General features: G+C 61.2%; 21 protein-coding genes. 14 read left to right on the top strand and 7 right to left on the bottom strand.

Going from position 1 to position 21992, the window contains the following annotated elements:
- Nucleotides 1-5: 5 nt before the first annotated feature.
- The 10 genes from folK (at nt 6) to AC1RT6_RS00460 (ending at nt 10448) form a co-directional block, all read left to right on the top strand.
- Nucleotides 6-497: a 2-amino-4-hydroxy-6-hydroxymethyldihydropteridine diphosphokinase gene (gene folK / locus AC1RT6_RS00505; RefSeq protein ID WP_079447274.1), complete on the top strand. Its 492-nt coding sequence runs from the start codon at nt 6-8 to the stop codon at nt 495-497.
- Between the two features lie 150 nt (nt 498-647).
- A complete protein-coding gene (locus AC1RT6_RS00500; protein WP_079447275.1) occupies nt 648-2552 on the top strand; it encodes a methylmalonyl-CoA mutase family protein in 1905 nt (634 codons plus the stop codon).
- Nucleotides 2537-3001: a GFA family protein gene (locus AC1RT6_RS00495; RefSeq protein ID WP_079447276.1), complete on the top strand. Its 465-nt coding sequence runs from the start codon at nt 2537-2539 to the stop codon at nt 2999-3001. The genes AC1RT6_RS00500 and AC1RT6_RS00495 overlap by 16 nt, the downstream gene beginning before the upstream one ends.
- 6 nt (nt 3002-3007) lie before the next feature.
- Complete coding sequence (gene scpA, locus AC1RT6_RS00490; RefSeq protein ID WP_079447344.1) at nt 3008-5173, top strand: methylmalonyl-CoA mutase; 2166 nt, start codon at nt 3008-3010, stop codon at nt 5171-5173.
- A 37-nt stretch (nt 5174-5210) separates the two neighbouring features.
- On the top strand, nt 5211-5516 hold the full coding sequence (locus AC1RT6_RS00485; protein ID WP_079447277.1) for a nucleotidyltransferase family protein: 306 nt from the start codon (nt 5211-5213) through the stop codon (nt 5514-5516).
- Entirely contained in the window at nt 5509-5859 is a 351-nt protein-coding gene (locus tag AC1RT6_RS00480) for a HepT-like ribonuclease domain-containing protein (protein WP_079447278.1), read from the top strand. Before AC1RT6_RS00485 ends, AC1RT6_RS00480 begins: the two co-directional genes overlap by 8 nt.
- Nucleotides 5860-5917: 58 nt before the next feature.
- Nucleotides 5918-6898 carry a methylmalonyl Co-A mutase-associated GTPase MeaB gene (gene meaB, locus AC1RT6_RS00475; protein WP_079447279.1) on the top strand — a complete coding sequence of 327 codons (981 nt, stop codon included), beginning with the start codon at nt 5918-5920 and terminating at the stop codon, nt 6896-6898.
- A 55-nt stretch (nt 6899-6953) separates the two neighbouring features.
- On the top strand, nt 6954-7589 hold the full coding sequence (locus AC1RT6_RS00470; RefSeq protein WP_079447280.1) for a pyroglutamyl-peptidase I: 636 nt from the start codon (nt 6954-6956) through the stop codon (nt 7587-7589).
- Nucleotides 7590-7706: 117 nt separating this feature from the next.
- Nucleotides 7707-8969 carry a multidrug effflux MFS transporter gene (locus AC1RT6_RS00465; protein WP_079447281.1) on the top strand — a complete coding sequence of 421 codons (1263 nt, stop codon included), beginning with the start codon at nt 7707-7709 and terminating at the stop codon, nt 8967-8969.
- 111 nt (nt 8970-9080) lie between these two features.
- Complete coding sequence (locus AC1RT6_RS00460; RefSeq protein WP_079447282.1) at nt 9081-10448, top strand: TIGR03808 family TAT-translocated repetitive protein; 1368 nt, start codon at nt 9081-9083, stop codon at nt 10446-10448.
- A 105-nt stretch (nt 10449-10553) separates the two neighbouring features.
- On the opposite strand, the gene AC1RT6_RS00455 is transcribed toward AC1RT6_RS00460, so the two are convergent.
- On the bottom strand, nt 10554-10856 hold the full coding sequence (locus AC1RT6_RS00455; RefSeq protein WP_493029245.1) for a TIGR03809 family protein: 303 nt from the start codon (nt 10854-10856) through the stop codon (nt 10554-10556).
- On the opposite strand from AC1RT6_RS00455, the gene AC1RT6_RS00450 reads away from it, so the two are divergent.
- On the top strand, nt 10818-11261 hold the full coding sequence (locus tag AC1RT6_RS00450) for a hypothetical protein (RefSeq protein WP_244553507.1): 444 nt from the start codon (nt 10818-10820) through the stop codon (nt 11259-11261). The genes AC1RT6_RS00455 and AC1RT6_RS00450 overlap by 39 nt on opposite strands.
- A 3-nt stretch (nt 11262-11264) precedes the next feature.
- Here the strand turns inward: AC1RT6_RS00450 and AC1RT6_RS00445 are convergent, their stop codons facing one another.
- The 4 genes from AC1RT6_RS00445 to AC1RT6_RS00430 form a co-directional block, all read right to left on the bottom strand.
- Complete coding sequence (locus AC1RT6_RS00445) at nt 11265-11468, bottom strand: CsbD family protein (protein WP_079447284.1); 204 nt, start codon at nt 11466-11468, stop codon at nt 11265-11267.
- A gap of 382 nt (nt 11469-11850) precedes the next feature.
- Entirely contained in the window at nt 11851-13686 is a 1836-nt protein-coding gene (locus AC1RT6_RS00440) for a S8 family serine peptidase (protein WP_079447345.1), read from the bottom strand.
- Nucleotides 13687-13761: 75 nt separating this feature from the next.
- Entirely contained in the window at nt 13762-14454 is a 693-nt protein-coding gene (locus AC1RT6_RS00435) for a hypothetical protein (protein WP_079447285.1), read from the bottom strand.
- On the bottom strand, nt 14451-15020 hold the full coding sequence (locus tag AC1RT6_RS00430) for a sigma-70 family RNA polymerase sigma factor (protein ID WP_079447286.1): 570 nt from the start codon (nt 15018-15020) through the stop codon (nt 14451-14453). Before AC1RT6_RS00430 ends, AC1RT6_RS00435 begins: the two co-directional genes overlap by 4 nt.
- Before the next feature lie 368 nt (nt 15021-15388).
- Between AC1RT6_RS00430 and AC1RT6_RS00425 the strand changes: the two genes are divergently transcribed.
- The 3 genes from AC1RT6_RS00425 to AC1RT6_RS00415 all read left to right on the top strand — a co-directional run bounded on the left by AC1RT6_RS00425 (nt 15389) and on the right by AC1RT6_RS00415 (nt 18510).
- Entirely contained in the window at nt 15389-16498 is a 1110-nt protein-coding gene (locus tag AC1RT6_RS00425) for a DUF2336 domain-containing protein (RefSeq protein WP_079447287.1), read from the top strand.
- A 299-nt stretch (nt 16499-16797) separates the two neighbouring features.
- Nucleotides 16798-17517, top strand: a complete 720-nt coding sequence (locus tag AC1RT6_RS00420) for a hypothetical protein (RefSeq protein ID WP_079447346.1) — start codon at nt 16798-16800, stop codon at nt 17515-17517.
- A gap of 213 nt (nt 17518-17730) precedes the next feature.
- Nucleotides 17731-18510, top strand: a complete 780-nt coding sequence (locus AC1RT6_RS00415; RefSeq protein ID WP_079447288.1) for an enoyl-CoA hydratase — start codon at nt 17731-17733, stop codon at nt 18508-18510.
- A gap of 42 nt (nt 18511-18552) precedes the next feature.
- Here AC1RT6_RS00415 and AC1RT6_RS00410 read toward each other — a convergent pair whose 3' ends face one another.
- Both AC1RT6_RS00410 and AC1RT6_RS00405 read right to left on the bottom strand, forming a co-directional pair.
- Nucleotides 18553-20400 (bottom strand): acetyl-CoA hydrolase/transferase C-terminal domain-containing protein, encoded by a 1848-nt coding sequence (locus AC1RT6_RS00410; RefSeq protein ID WP_079447289.1) that lies wholly within the window; start codon nt 20398-20400, stop codon nt 18553-18555.
- 93 nt (nt 20401-20493) lie between these two features.
- Nucleotides 20494-21741 (bottom strand): threonine ammonia-lyase, encoded by a 1248-nt coding sequence (locus AC1RT6_RS00405; protein WP_079447290.1) that lies wholly within the window; start codon nt 21739-21741, stop codon nt 20494-20496.
- Between the last annotated feature and the right edge of the window lie 251 nt (nt 21742-21992).

Raw genomic sequence — 21992 nt, 5'->3', positions numbered from 1 at the left:
TCGCGATGGCCAGCGTCCTGATCGCACTCGGGGGAAACGTCGGAGACGTGCGGCAGACTTTTCGCAAGGCTATCGCCAACATCTGCGGCATGGCGCAGGCCGAACTTCTTGCCCGTTCGTCCGACTACACCACGCCGCCATGGGGCGACGAGAACCAGGCTCGCTTCGTCAACGCCTGCATCGAGATCGACACCCGCCTCGACCCGCACGCGCTGCTGTTCACGCTGCACAAGATCGAGAAGAAATTCGGTCGCGACCGCGGCACCGAAAAGCGCTGGGGACCGCGCACGCTGGATCTCGATCTGATCGCCTATGACGACGCTGTCCTCGACAAACCGGAACTGACGCTGCCACATCCCCGCCTGTTCGAACGCGCGTTCGTTCTGGTTCCGCTGGCGGAAATCGCGCCGGACCGCGTGATTGCAGGGCGAACGGCGGCCAAGGCGCTGGCCAACATCTCCACCGCCGGAATCGAGCGCCTCCCCGACCTCCACTGACCGATCCGCAACGACCGTTTGGCTTGTCAGCCGCCGCGTGGCATTTTGAAAACCCGGAGCATTTTCGCTTCTGATTGAGGCGTTTCTTCACGCGAACCGGTATCCACTTCGCTCGAAAACGCTGTAGATTTCCCGGAAACGAGCGCACGAATGCCCGCTGCTTCCGACGAGTTTATGAATCCGCCGCTGGCAGCCGATTTCGCGCCGGCTATAGCAGCCGACTGGCGCAAGCTGGTCGATGACGTGCTGAAGGGCCCCCCCTTCGAGAAGCTGGTTGGAAAGACCTATGACGGTCTCAGGATCGAACCGATCTATACCCGGGCGAAAGGCGCGTCCGCGATTGGCGGCCGCGCGGCGGCGGCACCATGGCAGATCATGCAGCGGATCGATCATCCCGATCCCGCACAGGCCAACGCACAGGCGCTGCATGACCTCGACAACGGCGCTGGCGGCCTGACGCTGGTGTTCGCGGGCGCCAACGGCGCGCGTGGCTTCGGACTGCCGCCGACCGCAGAAGCCGTTGCCAAAGTGCTGGACGGTGTTTTTCTCGATGCAGGCATCTCCATGGAGTTGCAGATCGGCCCGCAATCGCGCGCGGTCGCATTCCAAATCGCCGACTACATCGGATCGAAGGGAATTAGTCCGACCACTTGCGATATCCGCTTTGGTTTCGATCCGCTCGGCGCCTGCGCGACATCCGGATCGAGCACGGGCGCGTGGGTTGAGATCGTTCCGGCGGTGACGGATGCCGCTAAGGTGCTCGCCGACAGGGGCTTCAAGGGGCCATTCTTTGTCGCCGATGGCCGTGCGATCCACGACGCCGGCGGATCGGAAGCTCAGGAGCTTGCCTTCGTCCTGGCGGCGGCGGTGGCCTATCTTCGGGCTCTTGAAAGCGCCGGCATTGCCCTCGATGAGGCGCGCTGCCTGATCTACGCGCGGCTCAGCGCCGATGCCGACCAGCTCCTGACCCTGGCCAAATTCCGCGCGCTGCGGCTGTTGTGGGCGCGGGTCGAGCAGGCTTGCGGTCTCATGCCAAAGCCCTTGCTCATCGCCGCTGAAACCGCATGGCGGATGCTGACCCGGCGCGACCCTTACGTGAATATGCTGCGTGCCACGGTCGCAACATTTTCGGCGGGTCTCGGCGGCGCCGACAGCGTCTGCGTGCTTCCGCATACGCAGGCACTCGGCTTACCCGACGACTTCGCGCGACGCATAGCGCGAAACACGCAACTCATCCTGCTGGAGGAAGCTAGCCTCGCCAAAGTCGCAGATTCGGCGGCAGGCTCGGGCGGCATCGAAGCCTTGACGCAGCAGCTTTGTCAGAAGAGCTGGGCGCTGTTTCAGGACATTGAGAAAGCCGGCGGAGGTTTCGCCGCACTCGAACAGAACCTGATCCAGCGCAGCGTTGCCATGACGCGCGCTGCACGCGAAATGAACGTCGCAAAACGGCGCGACGTGCTCACCGGCACCAGCGAATTTCCTAACCTGCATGAGAAGCCGGCCGACGTGCTCGACCTCAGGCCGGTCACGCCCGAGCCTTACGCCGATGCAGAGATCATCTTCGAGGCGCTTGCGCCAATACGGCTCGCTGCCCCCTTCGAAAAGCTGCGCGACCGTTCCGATGATTGGTTCAGGGCCACCGGCGCGCGGCCAAAAATCTTCCTCGCCACTCTCGGCGCCCCTGCCGACTTTGCCGCCCGCGCGACATTCGCCCGGAGCTTCTTCGAGGCCGGCGGCATCGAGGCGGTCGATTCAGGGTTGGCGGGTAACGGAGGGAACGCAAAAGATCCGCTCGCCGAAGCCTTCAAGGTGTCTGGAGCCCAAATGGTCTGCCTGTGCTCCTCGGATCAGGTCTATGCTGAACAGGCTGCTCTCGCGGTGCAGGCCTTTCATGCCGCAGGTGCAAGCCATATCTATCTGGCGGGGCAACCAAACGAGCTGGAACCCGCCTTGCGCCAGGCAGGCGCGTTCGATTTCATCTTCGCGGGGACCAATGCGTTGGCGGCGCTGAACGACGTCTGGCAGCGACTGGAGCGATCATGGCCGAGAAGATGAAACCGTCACAGACCGGCGGATGCCAGTGTGGCGCCATCCGCTTCGCGCTGACGGCACCCCCGGTGCGCATCAGCATTTGTCACTGCCGCATGTGCCAGAAAGCTGCCGGCGCGCCATTTGCGTCTTTTGCCGAGATCCCGCGCGAGAACTTTCGCTGGACCAAGAGTACGCCGGCGACGTTTCGATCATCCTCCATCGCGGAGCGTGCTTTCTGCGCCGCCTGCGGCACACCGTTGGGTTTCAGCCGCATCGGCGGTCCCTGCATCGAGATCATGACCGGCGCATTCGACCGGCCCGACCTGCTGATGCCAACCGGGCAATACGGAACGGAGTCCCGGCTCGGCTGGATTGCGACCATCGTCAACCTGCCGAGCCATACCACGACCGAAAATTACGGACCGGAAAAGATGGCGACCATCATCAGCCACCAACATCCGGACCAAGACTGAATAATGATGACCCGCATCCCCAATTTTGCCGATGTCGCGTTCGAGCCGGTCGCGCCTCCCGCAGCCGGCAGCGCCGAACCATCTCCGGAATTCTGGCCGACCCCAGAAGGCATCCCGGTCAAACCGAGCTACAGCGAAGCCGATCTTGTCGGTATCGACTTTCTCGACACATGGCCCGGCATCGCGCCTTACTTACGTGGTCCCTACCCGACTATGTACGTCAACCAGCCCTGGACCATCAGGCAGTATGCCGGCTTCTCGACGGCCGAGGACTCCAATGCCTTCTATCGCCGCAACCTCGCCGCCGGTCAGAAGGGACTGTCGGTTGCCTTCGACCTCGCCACCCACCGCGGCTACGACTCGGATCATCCACGCGTTTCGGGTGACGTCGGCATGGCGGGCGTGGCGATCGATTCCATCTACGACATGCGCACGCTATTCGCCGGCATCCCGCTCGACCGGATAAGCGTGTCGATGACCATGAACGGCGCGGTGCTGCCGATTCTCGCGCTGTTCGTTGTAGCTGCCGAAGAACAGGGCGTGCCGGCGGAAAAACTCTCGGGCACCATTCAGAACGACATCCTCAAAGAATTCATGGTGCGCAACACCTATATCTATCCGCCCGCGCCTTCGATGCGGATCGTCTCCGACATCTTCGCCTACGCTTCAAAAAAGATGCCGAAGTACAATTCGATTTCGGTCTCCGGCTACCACATGCAGGAAGCAGGCGCTACGCAAGACCTCGAACTCGCCTATACGCTCGCCGACGGCGTCGAGTATGTCCGTGCGGGCCTCAAGGCCGGCCTGGACATCGACCGGTTCGCGCCGCGGCTGTCGTTCTTCTGGGCGACCGGCATGAACTTCTTCATGGAAGTCGCCAAGATGCGCGCCGCGCGGCTGTTGTGGGCCAAGCTCATGAAGCCGTTCAATCCGAAAGATGCGCGCTCGCTCTCCTTGCGCACCCATTGCCAGACCTCCGGCTGGTCGCTGACCGCGCAGGACGTCTTCAACAACGTGATCCGCACCGCGGTCGAAGCAATGGCGGCGACGCAAGGTCATACCCAATCGCTGCACACCAACGCACTCGACGAAGCCCTGGCCCTGCCAACCGACTTCTCCGCGCGCATCGCCCGCAACACCCAGCTTTTCCTGCAGCAGGAGAGCGGCACCACGCGCATCGTCGATCCCTGGGGCGGCTCGTATTACGTCGAACGGCTCACGCATGATCTTGCAATGAAGGCCTGGGGCCACATTCGCGAAGTCGAGGAACTCGGCGGCATGGCAAAGGCGATAGAGGCCGGCGTGCCAAAGCTACGCATCGAGGAAGCGGCCGCCAGGACGCAAGCCAGAATCGATACCGGAAAGCAGGTCGTGATTGGCGTCAACAAGTACAAGCCCGAACACGAGACGCCAATCGACGTGCTCAGGATCGACAACTCGACGGTGCGGGGCTTGCAGATCGAGAAGCTGAAACGGTTGCGCAGCGAGCGCAGGCAGGAGGATGTCGATGCCGCGCTCGCGGCGCTGACGCGCTCGGCCGGCGAAGGCAACGGCAACCTGCTGGCGCTCGCCATCGACGCGGCGCGCGCCAAGGCAACCGTCGGCGAAATTTCCGACGCGATGGAGAAGGTGTTCGGCCGGCATCGCGCCGAAATCCGGTCCATCACCGGGGTCTACAAGCGCGAGGCTGCCGCCATGTCCGACAAGGTTTCAAAGGTGCAGGCGCTCATCAACGCCTTCAATGAGGCCGAGGGACGCCGCCCGCGCATCCTCGTCGCCAAGATCGGCCAGGACGGCCACGATCGCGGCCAGAAAATAATCGCTTCCGCGTTCGCCGACATCGGCTTCGACGTCGATATCGGACCGTTGTTTGCGACAGCGGAAGAAGCCGCGCGGCAGGCGGTCGAAAACGACGTGCACATTCTCGGCGTGTCCTCGCTCGCTGCCGCTCACTTGACGACAGTTCCGGAATTGAAGGCCGCACTGAAAAAGCAGGGCCGCGACGACATCATGATCATCATCGGGGGCGTGGTGCCGCCGCAGGATTACGATGCGCTCTACCAGGCCGGCGCGGAGGCTATCTTCCCTCCCGGAACGGTGATCGCGGACGCCGCCGAAGACCTGATCCGCAAGCTCACCGCGCGGCTCGGCCATAGCGCGGCGACGGAGTGAAGGAGACGATTCAACGGAATCGTGATAAACGAGTGGAATGATCGATCGCGAAGAAATTATCCTTAGCCTAAGAAGGCTTCAACCACGGCTCCGGGAGCGTGGGATAAGCCGCCTAGCGATCTTCGGTTCACGTGCACGAGGCAACCCCAGACCCGATAGCGATCTTGACGTTCTCGTCGATATCAAACCCGAGACGAAGTTTTCGTTAATCGATCTTGTCGGTATATCGCATATCATCGGCGACGAACTCGGCCTCTCCGCAAATATGTTTATGCGGCGCAGCTTAGAGCCCGGACTGGCAAATACCATTCGACCGGAAATCATTGAGGTATTCAATGACTGACCGGACTTATTGGCGCCTGATGGATATGAAGAATGCAATTCTGGAAATCAGGAAGCTGTTAATCGACAAGACTCCCGAAGCTGTCGCCACAGATATGGCAACACGTGCAGCATTCGAACGATTCCTTGAAATACTCAGCGAGGCATCGCGTCACATTCCCGAAAACTGGAAGAGTGAACACCAGGATATTCCGTGGCGGCAAGTTGCTGATCTCGGCAACTTTATCCGCCATGTCTATCATCGAATAGACCTCGACGTTTTATGGGCGATTTACACAGACGATCTTGATCCGTTGGAGCGCGTAGTGGATTTTCTCCTCCATCGTGCGAAACCGGATGTTTGAAATGTTGCCGCACCGACGCATTCCCAATCGCTTCATACCGCGCGAATAGACTCGCGGGATGAACGTAGCCGGAAATCCCGAGCTCCTCGCTGCCAACATCCGCGCCGGCAATCGCGCAGCGCTGGCGCGCGGCATCACCCTGATCGAAAGCCGCCGCGCCGATCACAAGGCCACCGCGCGCGAACTGGTGCAGGAACTTCTGCCAGCGACCGGCAATGCCATTCGCGTCGGCATCACTGGCTCACCCGGCGTCGGCAAATCCACCACCATCGACGCGCTCGGCATGGACCTGATCACGCGTGGCCACCGGATCGCGGTGCTGGCGGTTGATCCGTCCTCGGTGCGCAGCGGGGGCTCGATTTTGGGCGACAAGACACGGATGGCGCGACTGGCAGCATGCGAGGCGGCCTACATCCGGCCCTCGCCTGCCGCGGGAACGCTAGGGGGTGTTGCGGCGAGGACGCGCGAAGCGATGCTTTTGTGCGAAGCGGCGGGCTTCGACGTGATCCTGGTGGAGACGGTGGGAATCGGACAGTCCGAAACCGCCGTGTACGACATGACGGATTTCTTCCTCGCTTTGATGCTGCCCGGCGCCGGCGACGAATTGCAAGGCATCAAGAAGGGCATTGTCGAGCTCGCCGATATGATCGCGATCAACAAGGCCGACGGCGATAATCTGCCGCGCGCCAATGCCGCGGCCGCGTCCTACCGTTCCGCGCTAAAAATTCTCGCGCCCCGCTCGCAGCATTGGTCTCCGCCGGTCGTGACGTACTCGGGGCTGACCGGATCAGGCATCCCGGAGCTGTGGCAGACAATCGTCGAGCACCGCGCCGCGATGAACGCGTCCGGCGAGTTCACGCAGCGGCGCAGCCTGCAACAGGTGAAGTGGATGTGGTCGATGTTCGAGGATCGCATGACAGCGCGCCTGCGCAACGATCCTTCGATCCGCGCAAAAGTGAAGGCGACCGAGACCGCGGTCGCCGAAGGTCGTCTCACGCCGGGACTGGGGGCGAGTCAGATCGCGGAACTGCTGAGATGACGGATTATCCTCTCCCGCAGGGAAGAGGGAAAAGAGCAAATGGACCCAGTTTGGAATGAGCAAAGGTCTCCGCATCCTCATCACCGGCTTCGGCCCGTTTCCTGGCGCGCCGTTCAACCCAACCCCACCGCTGGTCGAACGACTCGCAAAGCTGCGTCGACCCGCGCTGAGCGACGTCACGATCACGACCCACATCTTCGATGTCGCGTACGCCACGGTGGATCTTGAACTGCCGCAGCTTCTTGCAACGCATCGTCCGCACGCGCTCTTGATGTTCGGCCTTGCGGCGCGCACACCCTGGCTGCGGATCGAAACCCGCGCGCGAAACGCGATAACGACGATCTGGCCGGACCGGCGCGGAGCGCGGGTTCGTAAGGGCTCGATCGCAGGCACGGCGAATGCGCGTGCGTTCGGACCGCATGTTTTCAGGCTGCTGCGCGCGGCACGCCTGACCGGCATCGACGCCCGCGCCTCGCGCGATGCCGGCAGCTATGTTTGCAATTACCTCTGCTGGCGCGCCATCGAGGCCGCCGATCATCAAACGGGACCGCGCCTCGCTGCGTTCATTCATGTTCCACCGCTGAGGCGCGACGGCTCGGCTCGCGTCCCCGGCGGCATGACGCTGGAGCATCTGGCCGATGCCGGCGAGGCTATATTGCTGGAGCTAGTGAAGGAGTTACGCCGCGCGTAAACCTCGAAAACTCATGGTCCCCCGCGTTCGGCGATGGACAGCCATGTCCGAAACGGGCATTGTGCAGCGCAACAGCGGTATCGATATGGCTGCTTACCGATCTCCCGAGACAAATCGATGACCGACACCGATATGGACGGGTGGGTATCACAAGCCCATCAGCCGAGAGGGTTTCCTGAGTTTGTCGCCCTCGTCGCCTGCATCATGGCGCTCAACCCAATTGCGACAGACATGATGTTGCCGGCGATGCCGGACGTCGGCAATGCCTATGGGATCACCAATCCCAACCACGTCCAGGCCGTGATCTCGGTGTATCTGGCCGGCTTCGGCGCAGGCCAGTTCATCATGGGGCCGCTGTCTGACCGGTTCGGCCGCCGTCCGATCCTGATCGGTGGAATGCTGCTCTACAGCGCCGCGGGCCTGTTGTCGGTGATCGCATCCTCGTTTGAAATGATGCTGCTGGCGCGGGTGCTGCAGGGGGTTGGAAGTTCGGCCGCCCGCGTCATCGCCACCTCGATCGTGCGCGACTGCTACGCTGGACGGCGCATGGCGAGCGTGATGTCGCTGGCGATGATGATTTTCATCTCGGTGCCCATCCTTGCGCCGTCACTCGGTCAAGCGATTCTGCTGTTCGCAGAGTGGCGCGGCATCTTCGTGGTGCTGACCGCCTACGGTTTGCTCGCCCTGGCGTGGTGCGCAATCCGATTGCCGGAGACCCTGCCGGCCGCGGGACGCAAGCCGCTGACCGCTGCAAGCGTGTTCGACGCATTCCGCCAGACTGTCACCAACCGGCAGACCATTGGATATGCACTCGCCGCCGGCGGCATCCAGAGCGTGTTGTTCGCCTATGTGTTCTGCTCACAGCAGATCTTCACCGGAATCTACGGCCTCGGCGACTCTTTTCCGCTCGCCTTCGCCGCCATCGCCACCGGCCTTGCCGCGGCGGGTTTCCTGAACGCGCGCATTGTCGGCCGGTTCGGCATGCGGGTGATCTCGCACGGCGCTCTGACGGGATCGGTGGTGATCGCAGCGCTGACGCTGCTCACCGCGTGGCAGGGCTGGCTGTCGTTTCCGATCTATATGATGTTCGCGATCGGCACGATGTTTGCTTTCGGGCTGATGTTCTCGAACTTCACCGCGCTCGCGATGGAACCGCAAGGCCATATCGCGGGAACCGCATCATCCCTGTTCGGCTCGATCACAACGTTGTTAGGCAGCGGCGTCGGCGCCCTGATCGGGCAGGATTTCAACGGCACCATGCTGCCGTTCGCGACCGGCGCTTTCCTTTGCACAATCGCCGCTTTCGTCGTGGTCGTCGTCGTCGAGCGCGGACGATTGTTCGTGCCGCACAATCCAATGGTCCCGACGCCGCCGCATTAACCCTGTCGCCAACAATCGCTCGCCTTCGTCGCCGCCGCCAGCCGTCATCCCCGTTTTCCGGGTTACATCCAGACGAAGGCGTTTGCTTTGGCTTCAGAGGATCAACAATCCATGGATATCGATCGCCGCCATATCCTCGGAGCTTCCGCCGCCGGCATCGCCGGTGCAGTGGCGATGCCGGCGGATGCAGTCCGTGCGGCTCCGCTGACATCGACGCTCGGGCGCGACGCCACTCATTATGGCGTACGGCCCAACGCAACCGGCGACCAGACCCGCGCGCTGCAACGGGCGATCGATGAGGCGACCCGCGCCAACGCGCCGCTCGCGCTGCCCCCCGGCGTCTACCGCACCGGACCGCTGCAACTTGCCAAAGGCTCGCAACTCATCGGCGTGCGCGGCGCGACCACACTGATGTTCACAGGCGGCGCTTCGCTGCTGGCAGCCGAGGGTGCCGACCACATCGGTCTCAACAACCTCACCCTTGATGGAGACGGCATTCCCCTCCCCGGGCGGCGCGGCTTGATCCATTGCCTTGGCGGGCGCGATGTCCGGATTCTGGATTGCGCAATCACAGGCAGCGGCGGCAACGGCATCTGGCTCGAAAATGTCGCCGGTGAGATGAGCGGCAATGTCATCGATAAAATTGAAACGACGGGGATTGTCTCCTTCGACGCGCTCGGGCTGACGATCGCGCGCAACACCATTCTCGGGACAAAAGACAACGGCATCGAGATCCTGCGCACGGCCATCGGCGACGACGGTTCGATCGTCACCGGCAACCGGATCGAAAACATCAAGGCCGGCAAAGGCGGCTCGGGCCAGTACGGCAACGCCATCAACGCGTTTCGCGCCGGCAATGTCATTGTCAGCGGCAACCGCATCAGCGATTGCGATTACTCCGCCGTGCGCGGCAACTCGGCCTCAAACATCCAGATCACCGGCAACAGCATCAGCGGCGTGCGCGAGGTGGCGTTGTATTCCGAATTCGCCTTCGAGGGCGCCGTGATCGCCAACAACACCGTGGACGGTGCGGCGGTCGGCGTCTCCGTCTGCAACTTCAATGAGGGCGGACGGCTTGCGGTCGTTCAGGGCAACATCATCCGCAACCTGTTGCCGAAGCGTCCGATCGGCACCGCCCCTGACGACGATGCCGGCATCGGCATCTACGTCGAGGCGGATACGTCAGTGACCGGAAACGTCATAGAGAACGCGCCGTCGTTCGGCATCATGGCAGGCTGGGGCAAATATCTTCGCGATGTCGCGATCACAGGCAACGTGATCCGTAAAACCTTCATTGGCATCGGAGTCTCGGTCGCGGACGGCGCTGGTACCGCGCTGGTCAACACCAATGTGATTTCAGACACGCCGCGCGGCGCGGTGGTGGGGCTTGACCACGCCAAGCCCGTGACGCCGGACCTCGCAGCCAATGGCGCTGCGAAATACGCGCAGATCGTTATCGGCGCCAACGCGGTGCGTTGAAATCGAGATGGCAAGCGAAGCGGTGATGGCAACGATTCAAGCCACACATGCCTCGGCAAGTCACCTCAGGGCCCCGCTTCTGATTCTAACAGAAACGGAAAGGCTCTAGGCCGCTTTTCCAGCCGGCACATCGTTGTTCGCTCGAAGCATCGAGTCCTCTTGTGATCCGGCAATCGCCAGCGCTGCACGGGGCACCGCAGCTCCAACCGGCACGGTGTCACCCTGAATAGCGGAAGAGTCCGAGGGTCGATTGAGCCACGACCAGTCGACTGCCCGATTGTCCGGCATGGCTTCACGCCGCGCCAGCATTCGCCAGACTTCGACGACGGTCTTTGCCTCCCGCAGGTTTTCCATGAAAGCATTTTCGGAATGGTAACGTCGCCACCTGCCGCTTTCATAAAGCTCGATCAGAAAATCGAGCCGCTGTTCGGCAAGTACACACCAGCGATTGAGGACATCTTGAGCGTGGTCGGGCGTACGCCCGGCATCGTATCGTTGAGTCATTGGGGGGACAGTCCGCAGGGAGGGAAACGGACGCAGACGCAACGAACGAATCATTCAAGCTTGCGGGATATTCTGTGGAAAACCTGCGCGAAGTCCAGTGCTTTGTGGCGTGAATATGACGCCATTGTGGAAGCAGTCCACAGGACGGGTGTTACAGGCGGCCTCGCAAACGGCAAGGAGATGCTGCGTGGCGGGATCACAAACGTACAATCGAAACAAACTATGCTCGCTCCGGCGATGAATGGCACGCTGCCGACCTACGCCGAAACGCTAATCACAATAAAAAGCCCCGCCTTTTGGCGGGGCTGAGGATCACCACTTCTGGCGACCGTACCAATCATCGATTTCTTTCTTCGCTTGGTCCTTCTGATAACCGTAGCGTTCCTGAATTTTGCCCTCAAGCTGTTCGCGCCTCCCACCGATGACATCAAGATCATCGTCGGTCAGCTTGCCCCATTGCTCCTTGACCGCACCTTTGAGTTGCTTCCAGCTTCCTTCGACACGGTTCCAATCCATCGCAAATCTCCTGTTGTTGCGGGGGGTGAAACGCGGAAACAACTCGGTTGTTCCTATGTGCCTTTTGTGCATAGGAGCGCAGAACAAACGCCGGCACATCAAAAGGACACAGAAATGAGAAGACCCGCCCGGGGGGACAACCGGGCGGGTCAAGCCATATGGGCGCTGGGGTGGATGGGCGCTCGCGCCTAATATAGCCTCAGGGGAGTTTGGCCTCCCACACTCATTCTGTCGTCGAGTCCCCTGAAAACGTTCAAGGAAGACAGAAACTTTTTTAACGATCTGAAAAGACTCTGATGGAATCGGAAGCAGAGCTTTATGATTTTGATTTGACGCGTGTTCTTCACGCGAACCAGCATTCACTTCGCTCAAAACGCTCTAGCTATTTCGCGGGCGAATCAGTGCCGCCTGGATTCGTACTCACCGGCGCTGGCTGCGGTTCGCTTGAAGGCGCGGCCTCACTGGTCGTCACAGGAACAGCACTGGATGCGGCAGGCACCGGATCAGACCCGGCCCTGACGGGCGCGGTTTTGTCAGCGGTCGGAACCGCGTTTTCCGGAACAGCTTGCACAGCGCGACACGCATCCGCCTCGCCGGCACCGAACAGATCGTCACGGCCAGGCACACCGAGATCGCGCGCGCTTGTCGTCAGAATGGCGCGGACTTCGGCGGGTGTCAGCGTTGGACGACGCTCCAGAACCAGTGCAGCAAGACCACTGATGTAAGCTGCGGAGAACGAAGTCCCCGACGTCATCTGATATTTGCCGTTCGGTGCAGGAAGAAAAATATCAACGCCGGGGGCAGCGACTGCAACGTGGCTGCCACGATTGGAGGCCGCGAACAGCCGGTCGTCGGCGTCGGTCGCGCTCACCGCGATCACCTGCGCGTCGGCGGCCGGATGGAGCGGCGGCGATTTCGGACCCGCATTACCGCTCGCGGCCACCATGACGATGCTTTTCGCCGCGGCCGCAGCAATGCCGCGCGAGACCAGCGCATCCTTCGGACCGGCAAAACTCATGTTGATGATCTGCGCACCATGAGCCGCCGCGTAGTCGAGACTCTTGAGGATGGTGAACGAGGCGCTCTCGGCCGTGCCCTGCGTCACACCGAAGGCACGGATCGCGAGAATCTTGGCGGACGGAGCGCTCCCCATCAGCCGCGCATGGGCGACGATCGCACCGGCAATACCGGTGCCGTGCACGTGCGGCTCGCTTTTGCTGTCGAGTGCATCGAAACTCGCCGCTATCGAACCGGCGAGTTCAGGATGATCCGCATCGATTGCGGAATCGATCACCGCTACAATGACGCCGTTGCCGTGTGCCAACCCATGCGCTTCCGGCAGCCGCAGCTTTGCCAGCGCATACTGCGCAGGATCGCCTTCGGTCACTACCACCGTCTTCTGATCCTGGAGAATATAGCGGAAATTTGGCTGCGCCGAACGCACGGCCGCATCGGCGCGCAGTTCACGTTGCACATCTTCGACCGGCCGGCGGCCGACGATGCGAAACAGACTGACCGTACTGCCCGTCAGCAAAAAATTCTGAGAGAAGACACGCTTCAACCGATGCCGCCGCGCCAGAGCAGTGAGTTGCGCATCCGGCATCGCGGCCGTCTCAGCAACAATCTCGCCGGGCAGATAGTTGCGCGTCACTGCGGCCTGCCTCGCATTGCGGCGAGGCCCGCCGTTCTGATCCTGGGCCGGCGGACCATTGCCTCCGAGGTCGGCCACGAACGGACGGCCGTTGCAGTCGCCGCTCATCGCGCCATTGCCGCCTGTGCAAACCGGAAATGTATTAGACGCGTAGCGAATATAGGAAATGCCTGACGCCGTGACCCCGATGACCGGCTTTCGCGGTTTCTGTTCACGGATAACTGTTTTGCGGGGTTGAGGCCGCGATGACCGGCTGTTCACACTGCCGTCGCGCTCGATGGCACGGTAAGGTGCTTCGACATAAGGTGCTCTGCTGGAAGTCCCGATGGCACCGAGCATTAGCCCGTAACCCAAGCCCAAGCCGGAGCCTAGCCCCATGCCGCGCGGTCCGCCGCCCGGCGAGGGCATCGGCGCGCGCCCTTGCGTACCGAAGCCCGGAGAGCCCCTGGATCCTTGCATATAACCTTGCGCATGTGCCGTCGAAGCATCGCATGCGAACCAGCACAAACTTGTCAGGGCAAAGAGCGCGGCGCTCCATTTCGTTATGCCCGTCATGCGCTGGCGCATCGCACTGTGCTCCATTGTGGCTCCCCTGGCGCCGCAAAGCGGAAACCGAGTGCGGTCAGAAAAAGTTCACGTCCACTACTCGGCAGGAACCGCCAGATTGACGATCGCTTCGCTCTGGAGCTTGCCCAACAGGCCAGGAAAATCCTTATGCTGATCGAAGCGCAGCTGGAACAGGCCGTTGCGGGACACCGAAACAATCGTGGCCTGGTAGGTGTCCAGGAAAGCACTAATGTCGGACATGCGCGCATCCGGCGCGAACCGTACCAACGCCTTCGGTCCCGTTTCCACGGCCAGTCCGCGGGTCAATGGTGCATCCGGCGCGCTGTGAGACGCTGTGCGAAACGATTGGCCGCCATCGTCCTTCGTCAGCATCGCGGCGATCACGCCGGCCTGGAGCACAACCACGAGCGCTCCGACCGCACCGGCCGCCGCCAATGTGCGCGGCGACAGGTCGCTAAAGAACTGCGAAACCCGCGCCCACAGGCCGAGGCGCGCTATTGGAACGCTCAGTGCCGGCTCGGCGTCGATTGCGGCGAACAGTTTTTGCAGCGCGCTCAAAGACGGAGCACCGAGGCTTTCATTGAGTGAAATGGTTTCAACATATTCATCCCGGATCACCGCATATTGCTTCGCCAAATCGGGATCGCGCGCGAGCGCTTCCTCAACCCGACGGATGTCACGCGTGCTCAGCGTGCCGGCAGCATGCCACGGTAGCAGCGCCTCGACATCTCCAGGCTCGTCGTCCGTGACCCTCTTCGCCGCTGTCATGGCCAACCTCGTTCGATTCCGGCTGCCTGCAGCAGACCGGCCAGTTTCTTGCGCGCGTAGAACAATCGCGTCTTAACAGTGTTCTCGGGTATCCCGACAATCTCAGCGACCTCTTCCACCGATTTCTCGTGGTAGTAGACGAGATCGACGATCTCTCGGTGCTCGGCTGAAAGCTGCATCAGACACTTGCGGAGCGCGTTTCCCGTATCCTTCTTCTGTACCGTCACCTCCGGATCGTCGGATTGATCCTCGATTTCATTGGCCGTCTCATCATCGAGTTCGGCATCCTTCCTGCGGCGAAGCGCAGAGAGGGCTTTGAATCGCATAATTGCCAGCAACCAGGTGGAGACAGCGGATCGCCCTTCGAATTTGCCGGCCTGACGCCACACATCGAGAAAAACCTCGCTGATAAGGTCTTCGGCGATCTGTTCGTTCCGCACGAGTCTCAGTCCAAAACGAAAGACCCTGACGTGATGACGCCCGTACAGCACCTGCATGGCGAGGCGGTCGCCTTGAGCGATCCTGGCAATTAGAGCTTCATCGGAAGCCGCCTGAGTCGTACTCACTTGCCGTCTCGTAGAATTGGTCGGGTTTGCGGGGAAGAAGGTTCGAATGGCAAAGTAAAATCTTCTCAAATTACAAGCAATCAGCCGTTCGGCCACGGCTAGGTTGTGCCCGAATCGGCGAAAGGGCAAGCGCCATGGGTATCTGATAAAGAGCAGCGTTCCGCGTAGAACAACCTATCCGAGGCACATCCCGATAAAAAAACACACCAAACTTAAAGGCTTTTCGCCGTAAATTCCCCGCCCAGCTACTCATCGACGGGCCATTTGAATAGTTTGGCTCCGATCGCTCGATTCCGCAGTGGTCTGCCGCGGCAGTCATCCTGGATCAGCGCGATCGGAACGTCACTGCAGAACTCTAGGATAGAGCCATGCTTTCCAAATCGGCGGGGTCGGCAAATCTGCTCGAGGAACTCCAGACCGTTCTCACCCATGGCACAATCGCGCGGCGGATCGAAACACTGCAGCGAGTCACCGACCTTTTCCTGAACCACACGGTCGACTATTCCGACGATCAAATCACGCTCTTCGATGACGTTTTTAATTGCTTGATTCAGCACATCGAGAGTTCGGCGAAAGCGCTGCTTGCCAGACGCCTGGCTCCCGTTGCAAAGGCTCCGCCGCAGATCATTCACGTCCTCGCCTTCGACGATCTGATCGAAGTCGCCGCACCCGTGCTGTCGCAATCCGAGCGGCTCAGCGATGATGTGCTTATCGAGAGCGTCCGCAGCAAAAGCCAGGCTCATTTGCTGGCGATCTCCACGCGGAGAGTTTTAAGCGTCGCGGTCACCGATGTTCTGATCGAGCGAGGCAACGACGAAGTCGTCAAAAGCACCGTTAACAATCCGGGCGCTGATTTTTCCGAGCTTGGCTTCACGCAGTTGGTCGAACGCGCCGAAGGCAACGACGACATCGCGACCTGCGTCGGAATGCGGCGGTCGATCCCGCGGCATCACTATTTGAAGCTGATCGCAAAGGCCTCCGCCACGGTGCGGGCGCGTCTCGCGGCGGCTAACCCAGATCTGACAAACGACGTTTCGGTCGTCGTTAGCGAGGTAACGCGGCGAGCACGTTCGGCGCCCGGGACCATCATCAGGGAAACGACGATCGCACATGGGCTGGTCAGGTCGCTGTACGAAGATGGGCGGTTGGACGAGCAAGAAGTCGCTGCGTTTGCGGAAGCCAGAAAGTTCGATGAAACGAATGCCGCCATTGCCTGTCTCGCCAATGTCTCGATCGCAGACGCCGAAAAAATGATGATCGAATCCCAAACCGAGGGCGTACTTATTCTGGCTAAGGTAGGCGGCCTCTCCTGGGCAACAGTGAAAACCATCATCGACATGCGCCGCGATCTGACTCATGTTGAGATGACGAACATCGATGCCGCGAAGCGGACCTATGAATGTCTGCGCCAGTCCACTGCGCAACAGGTACTGCGCTTTCATCGAACGCAACAAGCGGCCGCTGCGGGCGATGGCTAGAACCGGATAGAGTTGCGTTACTCTTTAGCCGTATCTTCGATACCCGTATCCTTTGATCGAGCATAATCCTTATCCGAAAGCCGGTTTCTTCTTCCGAGATACACGGCTAGCCAGACCGATAACCGGGCGCACCTGCAGCGGGCCCAGAGCCAAAACCAGGCATGTGCTACCTCATTTTCGGTGCTTTCACCGCGGTTTGGCCCGTAGTGGTCGAAAAATTCCCTTTTTTTGCCCCGATGTGGCCACTCCGGGCGTTTCTTTTGCCGGTCAGGGAACCGACATACCGGAGAGAAATCGTCATGAGCATCGGGGCTAGCGGGCGCTCGGCGTTGATCATCGCAGCCGGACTTTTACTTGGTTTCGCGGGGCCAATGCGCGCGACAGACAGCGTGGCGGAACCCACCGGAGTAGCCGCCGCCCATACCGAAAAAGCGGTGGCGCCGGTCAGGTCCGGCAAACTTGCCAAACACCCACCGCACAAGCGGCAAGCCACGCGCACGCGGAAATCGACCAAGCCCGAATCAAAAACCGATAAAAAAGCGGAGGAAACAACTGCCTCTGCAATCCAGGATAGCAACAAGCACATACCGCTGCCGCCGACGGTCGCCAACGCAAACGCCAGCACCGATATCTCCCCTGGCACCACGGAAGATTTGTCCAAGGACGAGTCACCAAAAGTCCAAGCGAGCGCACTTGCCAATAGCGCCGGCGAGATGCTGGCTAATCAAGGGGATGCAGCGCCACACGCCGACAACACCCCCTCCCTTGCGGCCGCCGTGGATATCGTTCCCTCAGATGAACTCAACGAAATTGACCGCGCCCTGGCCGACAGCCATCAGGACGCACCTCACCTGGCATTGGCCTCGATTGACATCACGTCGCCCTCTAGTGGCGATACCGGCCAGGCGGCATCAAGCGACAGCTCTGCCTGGAACCATACCTCTCTGATCGGCAAGATATTCATCGCCTTCGGCGGTTTGCTCACGATCGGGTCCGCCGCCCGGATGTTTATGGCCTGATCCGACATACGGCCGCCAGGATTCCGTTCTCCGAGACTTTATGGTCCGTCGTCCCGACGGCGTGCCGCCGATTTTCAAGCCGGCGTATATTGACCTGCTGGTGGTGTGGACCTCGTGTTCGCTGCCGCAAGCTTGCGGCGCGACTGGACCGCAGGCACATTGTCCGCTGCCGCGTCTCCTTAACGACCGGCTAATGACAACGCGGGACGGACCATGCGCAGTTTTGAGCACATCATCGTCGAGAGTAAGGACCAGGTCGGTGTCATCAGATTGAACCGCCCGAAAATGCTCAATGCGCTGTCGTTCGCGGTACTTCGCGAAATCGCTGCTGCGGTAGATGAATTCGAAGCCGAATGCGAAATCGGATGCATCCTGATCACCGGCAACGAAAAGGCTTTTGCCGCCGGCGCCGACATCAAGGAGATGCAGCCGAAAAGTTTCATCGACATGTTCAACGAGGACTTCAAAGCGATCGGGGGCGACCGCATCGCCTCCTGCCGCAAGCCCACTATCGCTGCGGTCAGCGGCTATGCGCTCGGCGGCGGCTGCGAGTTGGCCATGATGTGCGACATCATCATCGCCTCCGACACCGCGACATTCGGCCAACCCGAAATTACGCTTGGCACCATTCCCGGCATCGGCGGCACGCAGCGCCTGACCCGCGCCATTGGAAAGGCGAAGGCGATGGACCTCTGCCTCACCGGCCGGATGATGGACGCTGCCGAGGCGGAGCGCTCGGGCCTCGTCAGCCGGGTCGTGCCCGTTGACAAACTGATGGACGAGGCGATGGCTGCGGCGAAAAAAATCGCTTCGATGTCGCGTCCTGCCGCGGCCATGGCCAAGAACGCCGTGAATCGCGCCTTCGAGACGACGCTGTCGGAAGGCGTGAACGTCGAGCGCGACCTGTTTCGTTCGACCTTCGCGCTGGAAGATCGCGCCGAAGGCATGGCGGCGTTCATCGAGAAGCGCAAGCCGAACAACAAGAACCGATGACCTAGCGTCATCGCTCGGTGCGAGACGAGGATGGCGCTGTGTTTACTTCTTGCTCTCCTTCAGCGCGCCGTTGAGAAGCGCACGATAAAGCCTGTCCGAAAACGTATTCGGATGATCAAGCCCCATACGTGCAAGCGCGGGTTGCACCGATGCATCGCCGGGGCGCAATCCTTCCATCAGCAACTTGATGAGCGCCAACGGCGAACGTGATGCGTCGCGCAAGATTTCAAGCGCCGGTATCAGCCGCTGCTCGATCTCGGTGAAATCGCTGCCGAACGGAAACGATGGCAGCAGTCCAGCCGTTCGCGCGGGGCTCAGCGCAGCTGCGATGCGCGTCGGCGTGTTGTCGCAATGCGCTGCGGGAATCCGGTGATCGCGCGGCAGTTTTCCGGCGTCGATCGCGTGCCGCATCAACTGGTCCTGAAAACGCGAGTCCGTTACGTTGAGCATCGCCGCGATCACATCGGCATCGGCTTTTCCGCGCAGGTCCGCCACTCCATATTCGGTGACCACGATATCGCGCAGGTGGCGCGGAATGGTGGCATGGCCGTAGGTCCAGCGGATATTGGACACCACGCCGCCCTTCTCTCGTCTGGTCGATTCCAGAGTGAGGATCGAGCGCGCGCCCTCGAGCGCAAAAGCCTGCGCCACAAAATTGTATTGTCCGCCGACGCCGCTCACCACCTGACCATTGTCGAGACCATCGGAGATCGCAGCCCCCATCAGGGTTGCGATCATCGCGTTGTTGACGAAGCGCGCGTCAACTCGGGCGCGACGCTTGGCGGCCTCATCGCCGTAAAGTTCATTAGTAAAGGACACCGCTGTCATCTGGATGCGGGCGCGCTCGTCCGGCGTCATCTCGCGCAACGCGTGATAGAACGATTGCGGTCCAAGAAAGAACGCGCCGTGCAGCACCGCACCGTCGATCTCGCGCTTCAACACGCCCGCTTTAATCAGCCCGAGAAACGCCTCGAAAACCATTTCGCTGACGCCATAAAGACCAGTTGCAAACGGCGCGGTCTCCGCCATTGCACTGTCTGGTGCAAGCCGTGCGGCGATCTCACGAAAGCGCGCGTTATCGCGGTGACGAACGATCAGGCTTTGCGCCAGCGCATCGCCGGTCTGGCCAATGCCGATCTGCAAACTTCCGCCGTCCTTGATCAGCCCGGCCGCGTGCAGGCCGATGGCATATTTGGTGTCGGATACCGGCTCGGACGGTGGCGCGAATAACGGAAAGTCGGTGGCGGGGCTATCGAGGACCGCGCTGAACTCGCTGGCTGGAAGATCGCCGGCGCCGGGCATGAACGGCAATTGCGAGTTGACCTGTCCCACCAGTTTGAACGACGCGCGGCCCGCAGCGCGGGCGCGCAGAAGGTCGAGCGTGGTGTCCGTGTTGCTGCTCAGACTGTAGCGCGTCTCACCGTTGACGACGCGCTTCGCCACGAGTTGAGTGATGACGTTGAGGCCGCGGTCGAGGATATAGGACGCGGCGTGAGTGTAATTAGCGGCGATGTAGTGTTGCTGGGCATAGGTGTTGCGCAGCCATTTTCCTGCCAGGAAGAAAAACTCGGTGACCTTGACGTTCGGCGGCAACGCGCCATTATGCAAAGCGGCGGCGTAATCGAGGTCCGGCCAATCGCCGAACAGGCGATCGATCACTGGCGTAATGAAACGCTTTTCCAACTCGTTCGATGGCCGTGGCTTCTCCAGCGTCAGCGCCGAGAACAATGTGAGGTCGAGATTGCGATCGGCTTCCGCCCGGCGATACAGCGCATTGACGATGTGATTGGCCTTGCCGAGCCCAAGCGGCAGTCCCACCACCAGACGAGAACCGGTCTCGCGGATGATGTCATCAACGATTGCGGCGGGATCGGTGAAAATCCTGGGCATCAGACCGTGGTCCGCACGTCCGTCATGTTTGATACGCCTCCATGCGCTTCCATGTTCTGGTGCAGGCCGCAACGATCCAATGTAATGGCGTTCTCAATCCCTTGATAGCACCAGCCGGTCGCGGCGGCGCGCTCTCACGCCTTTGGCTTCCAGGCCGGCGACGATGGCGCTGCCGTGCGCGGTGTCTTGCGCCTCGATCACCAGCTCGACCTCGGTCATGTTGGCGGACAGAGCGCTGAACAGACGCTGGTGCTGCACCTCGACGATGTTGCCACGGAGTTCGGCAATGACGCATGCGAGTTCGGCCAGCGCTCCGGGCTTGTCAGAAATCTCCACGACGAGATCGATCAGCCGGCCGTCGCGCACCAGCCCGCGCATCAACACATTTGCAAGCGTCCGCGTATCGATGTTGCCGCCGGACACGATCAAGCCGATCTTGCGCCCGACGAACCGCCCGGGATCGCTCATCAGCGCCGCAAGCGCGGCCGCGCCCGCACCTTCCGTCACGGTCTTCTCGATCTCCAGCATCTGGATGACGGCCTTCTCGATCAAACGCTCCGCGACCGTCATCACCTCGATGCCATACTCGCGCAGGATCGCCAGCGGCAGCGAACCGACATCGCGCACCGCGATGCCTTCGGCGATGGTCGCGCCGCCGACCGAGATCGGATGCCCGGCGAGATGCTGCGCCACGGCGGCGTACGACTCCACTTCGACACCGATCACCTCGACCGCCGACGCATGACCCGACGCCGCGATCGCGCAACCCGCGACCAGTCCGCCGCCACCGACGGGCGTAAGGATACAATCGAGCGCCGGCTGATCTTCCAGCATCTCGAGCGCCACCGTGCCCTGCCCGGCGATCACGGCCGGATCGTTGTAGGGATGGACAAAGACAAGATTTTCATCCGCGGCCAGTTGCCGGGCAAACGCGGCGGACTCCGCCAGCATTTCGCCCTCGAGCCGCACCCGCGCCCCAAGCTTCCTGGTTCGCGACACCTTCACAAAAGGCGTTGATTTCGGCATCACGATCGTGGCGGCGATTCCGAGATTATGAGCGTGATAGGCAACGCCCTGGGCGTGATTGCCCGCGGACATGGCAATGACGCCGCGCCGCGCTTCGTCCGCCGACAGCGTGAGGAGCTTGTTGGCCGCGCCGCGTTCCTTGAAAGAGGCGACGAACTGCTGATTTTCCAGCTTGAGCCAGACCTCGGCCCCGGTGATTTCGGACAGCGTGCGCGAATGAACCAGCGGCGTACGAATCACTCGTCCGGCGAGCCGAGCGGCGGCAGCCTTCAGTTCCGCCATTCCGATGGATTTGCCCTGCTCCGCCTCGCTCATACCTGCTTCTCCGTGAATGGTCCGACTGCGGGTTATGTCACCCGCCGCAAGAAATGAAATACGTTATTTGTACCGGCGGCGTCTTCGTTTTCGGGTATGAGGCGGACGATAATCAATCGGCGCCGATCGCAACGTTGATTTCCAGCAAATGCATACCGGCGCATTAATATTTGCCATCCAACGTCAACTGCCGATGCGATACGGCGCGGGACAGCGCACCGGCCCTATTTCATGTTTATGCGAATGCAAGG

The organism is Nitrobacter sp. MLSD-S21 (assembly GCF_058809865.1).
This window is presented reverse-complemented; position numbering and strand designations above follow the sequence as displayed.

Bases quoted from the DNA above. Each gene is read 5' to 3' on its own strand.
- AC1RT6_RS00470 (WP_079447280.1), top strand. From the start codon at position 6,954: ATGAGCAAAGGTCTCCGCATCCTCATCACCGGCTTCGGCCCGTTTCCT.
- AC1RT6_RS00445 (WP_079447284.1), bottom strand. From the start codon at position 11,468: ATGGATTGGAACCGTGTCGAAGGAAGCTGGAAGCAACTCAAAGGTGCG.
- AC1RT6_RS00480 (WP_079447278.1), top strand. From the start codon at position 5,509: ATGACTGACCGGACTTATTGGCGCCTGATGGATATGAAGAATGCAATT.
- AC1RT6_RS00440 (WP_079447345.1), bottom strand. From the start codon at position 13,686: ATGCGCCAGCGCATGACGGGCATAACGAAATGGAGCGCCGCGCTCTTT.
- meaB (WP_079447279.1), top strand. From the start codon at position 5,918: ATGAACGTAGCCGGAAATCCCGAGCTCCTCGCTGCCAACATCCGCGCC.
- folK (WP_079447274.1), top strand. From the start codon at position 6: ATGGCCAGCGTCCTGATCGCACTCGGGGGAAACGTCGGAGACGTGCGG.
- AC1RT6_RS00420 (WP_079447346.1), top strand. From the start codon at position 16,798: ATGAGCATCGGGGCTAGCGGGCGCTCGGCGTTGATCATCGCAGCCGGA.
- AC1RT6_RS00415 (WP_079447288.1), top strand. From the start codon at position 17,731: ATGCGCAGTTTTGAGCACATCATCGTCGAGAGTAAGGACCAGGTCGGT.
- AC1RT6_RS00460 (WP_079447282.1), top strand. From the start codon at position 9,081: ATGGATATCGATCGCCGCCATATCCTCGGAGCTTCCGCCGCCGGCATC.
- AC1RT6_RS00425 (WP_079447287.1), top strand. From the start codon at position 15,389: ATGCTTTCCAAATCGGCGGGGTCGGCAAATCTGCTCGAGGAACTCCAG.
- scpA (WP_079447344.1), top strand. From the start codon at position 3,008: ATGACCCGCATCCCCAATTTTGCCGATGTCGCGTTCGAGCCGGTCGCG.
- AC1RT6_RS00410 (WP_079447289.1), bottom strand. From the start codon at position 20,400: ATGCCCAGGATTTTCACCGATCCCGCCGCAATCGTTGATGACATCATC.
- AC1RT6_RS00465 (WP_079447281.1), top strand. From the start codon at position 7,707: ATGACCGACACCGATATGGACGGGTGGGTATCACAAGCCCATCAGCCG.
- AC1RT6_RS00485 (WP_079447277.1), top strand. From the start codon at position 5,211: ATGATCGATCGCGAAGAAATTATCCTTAGCCTAAGAAGGCTTCAACCA.
- AC1RT6_RS00435 (WP_079447285.1), bottom strand. From the start codon at position 14,454: ATGACAGCGGCGAAGAGGGTCACGGACGACGAGCCTGGAGATGTCGAG.
- AC1RT6_RS00500 (WP_079447275.1), top strand. From the start codon at position 648: ATGCCCGCTGCTTCCGACGAGTTTATGAATCCGCCGCTGGCAGCCGAT.
- AC1RT6_RS00495 (WP_079447276.1), top strand. From the start codon at position 2,537: ATGGCCGAGAAGATGAAACCGTCACAGACCGGCGGATGCCAGTGTGGC.
- AC1RT6_RS00405 (WP_079447290.1), bottom strand. From the start codon at position 21,741: ATGAGCGAGGCGGAGCAGGGCAAATCCATCGGAATGGCGGAACTGAAG.
- AC1RT6_RS00450 (WP_244553507.1), top strand. From the start codon at position 10,818: ATGGTAACGTCGCCACCTGCCGCTTTCATAAAGCTCGATCAGAAAATC.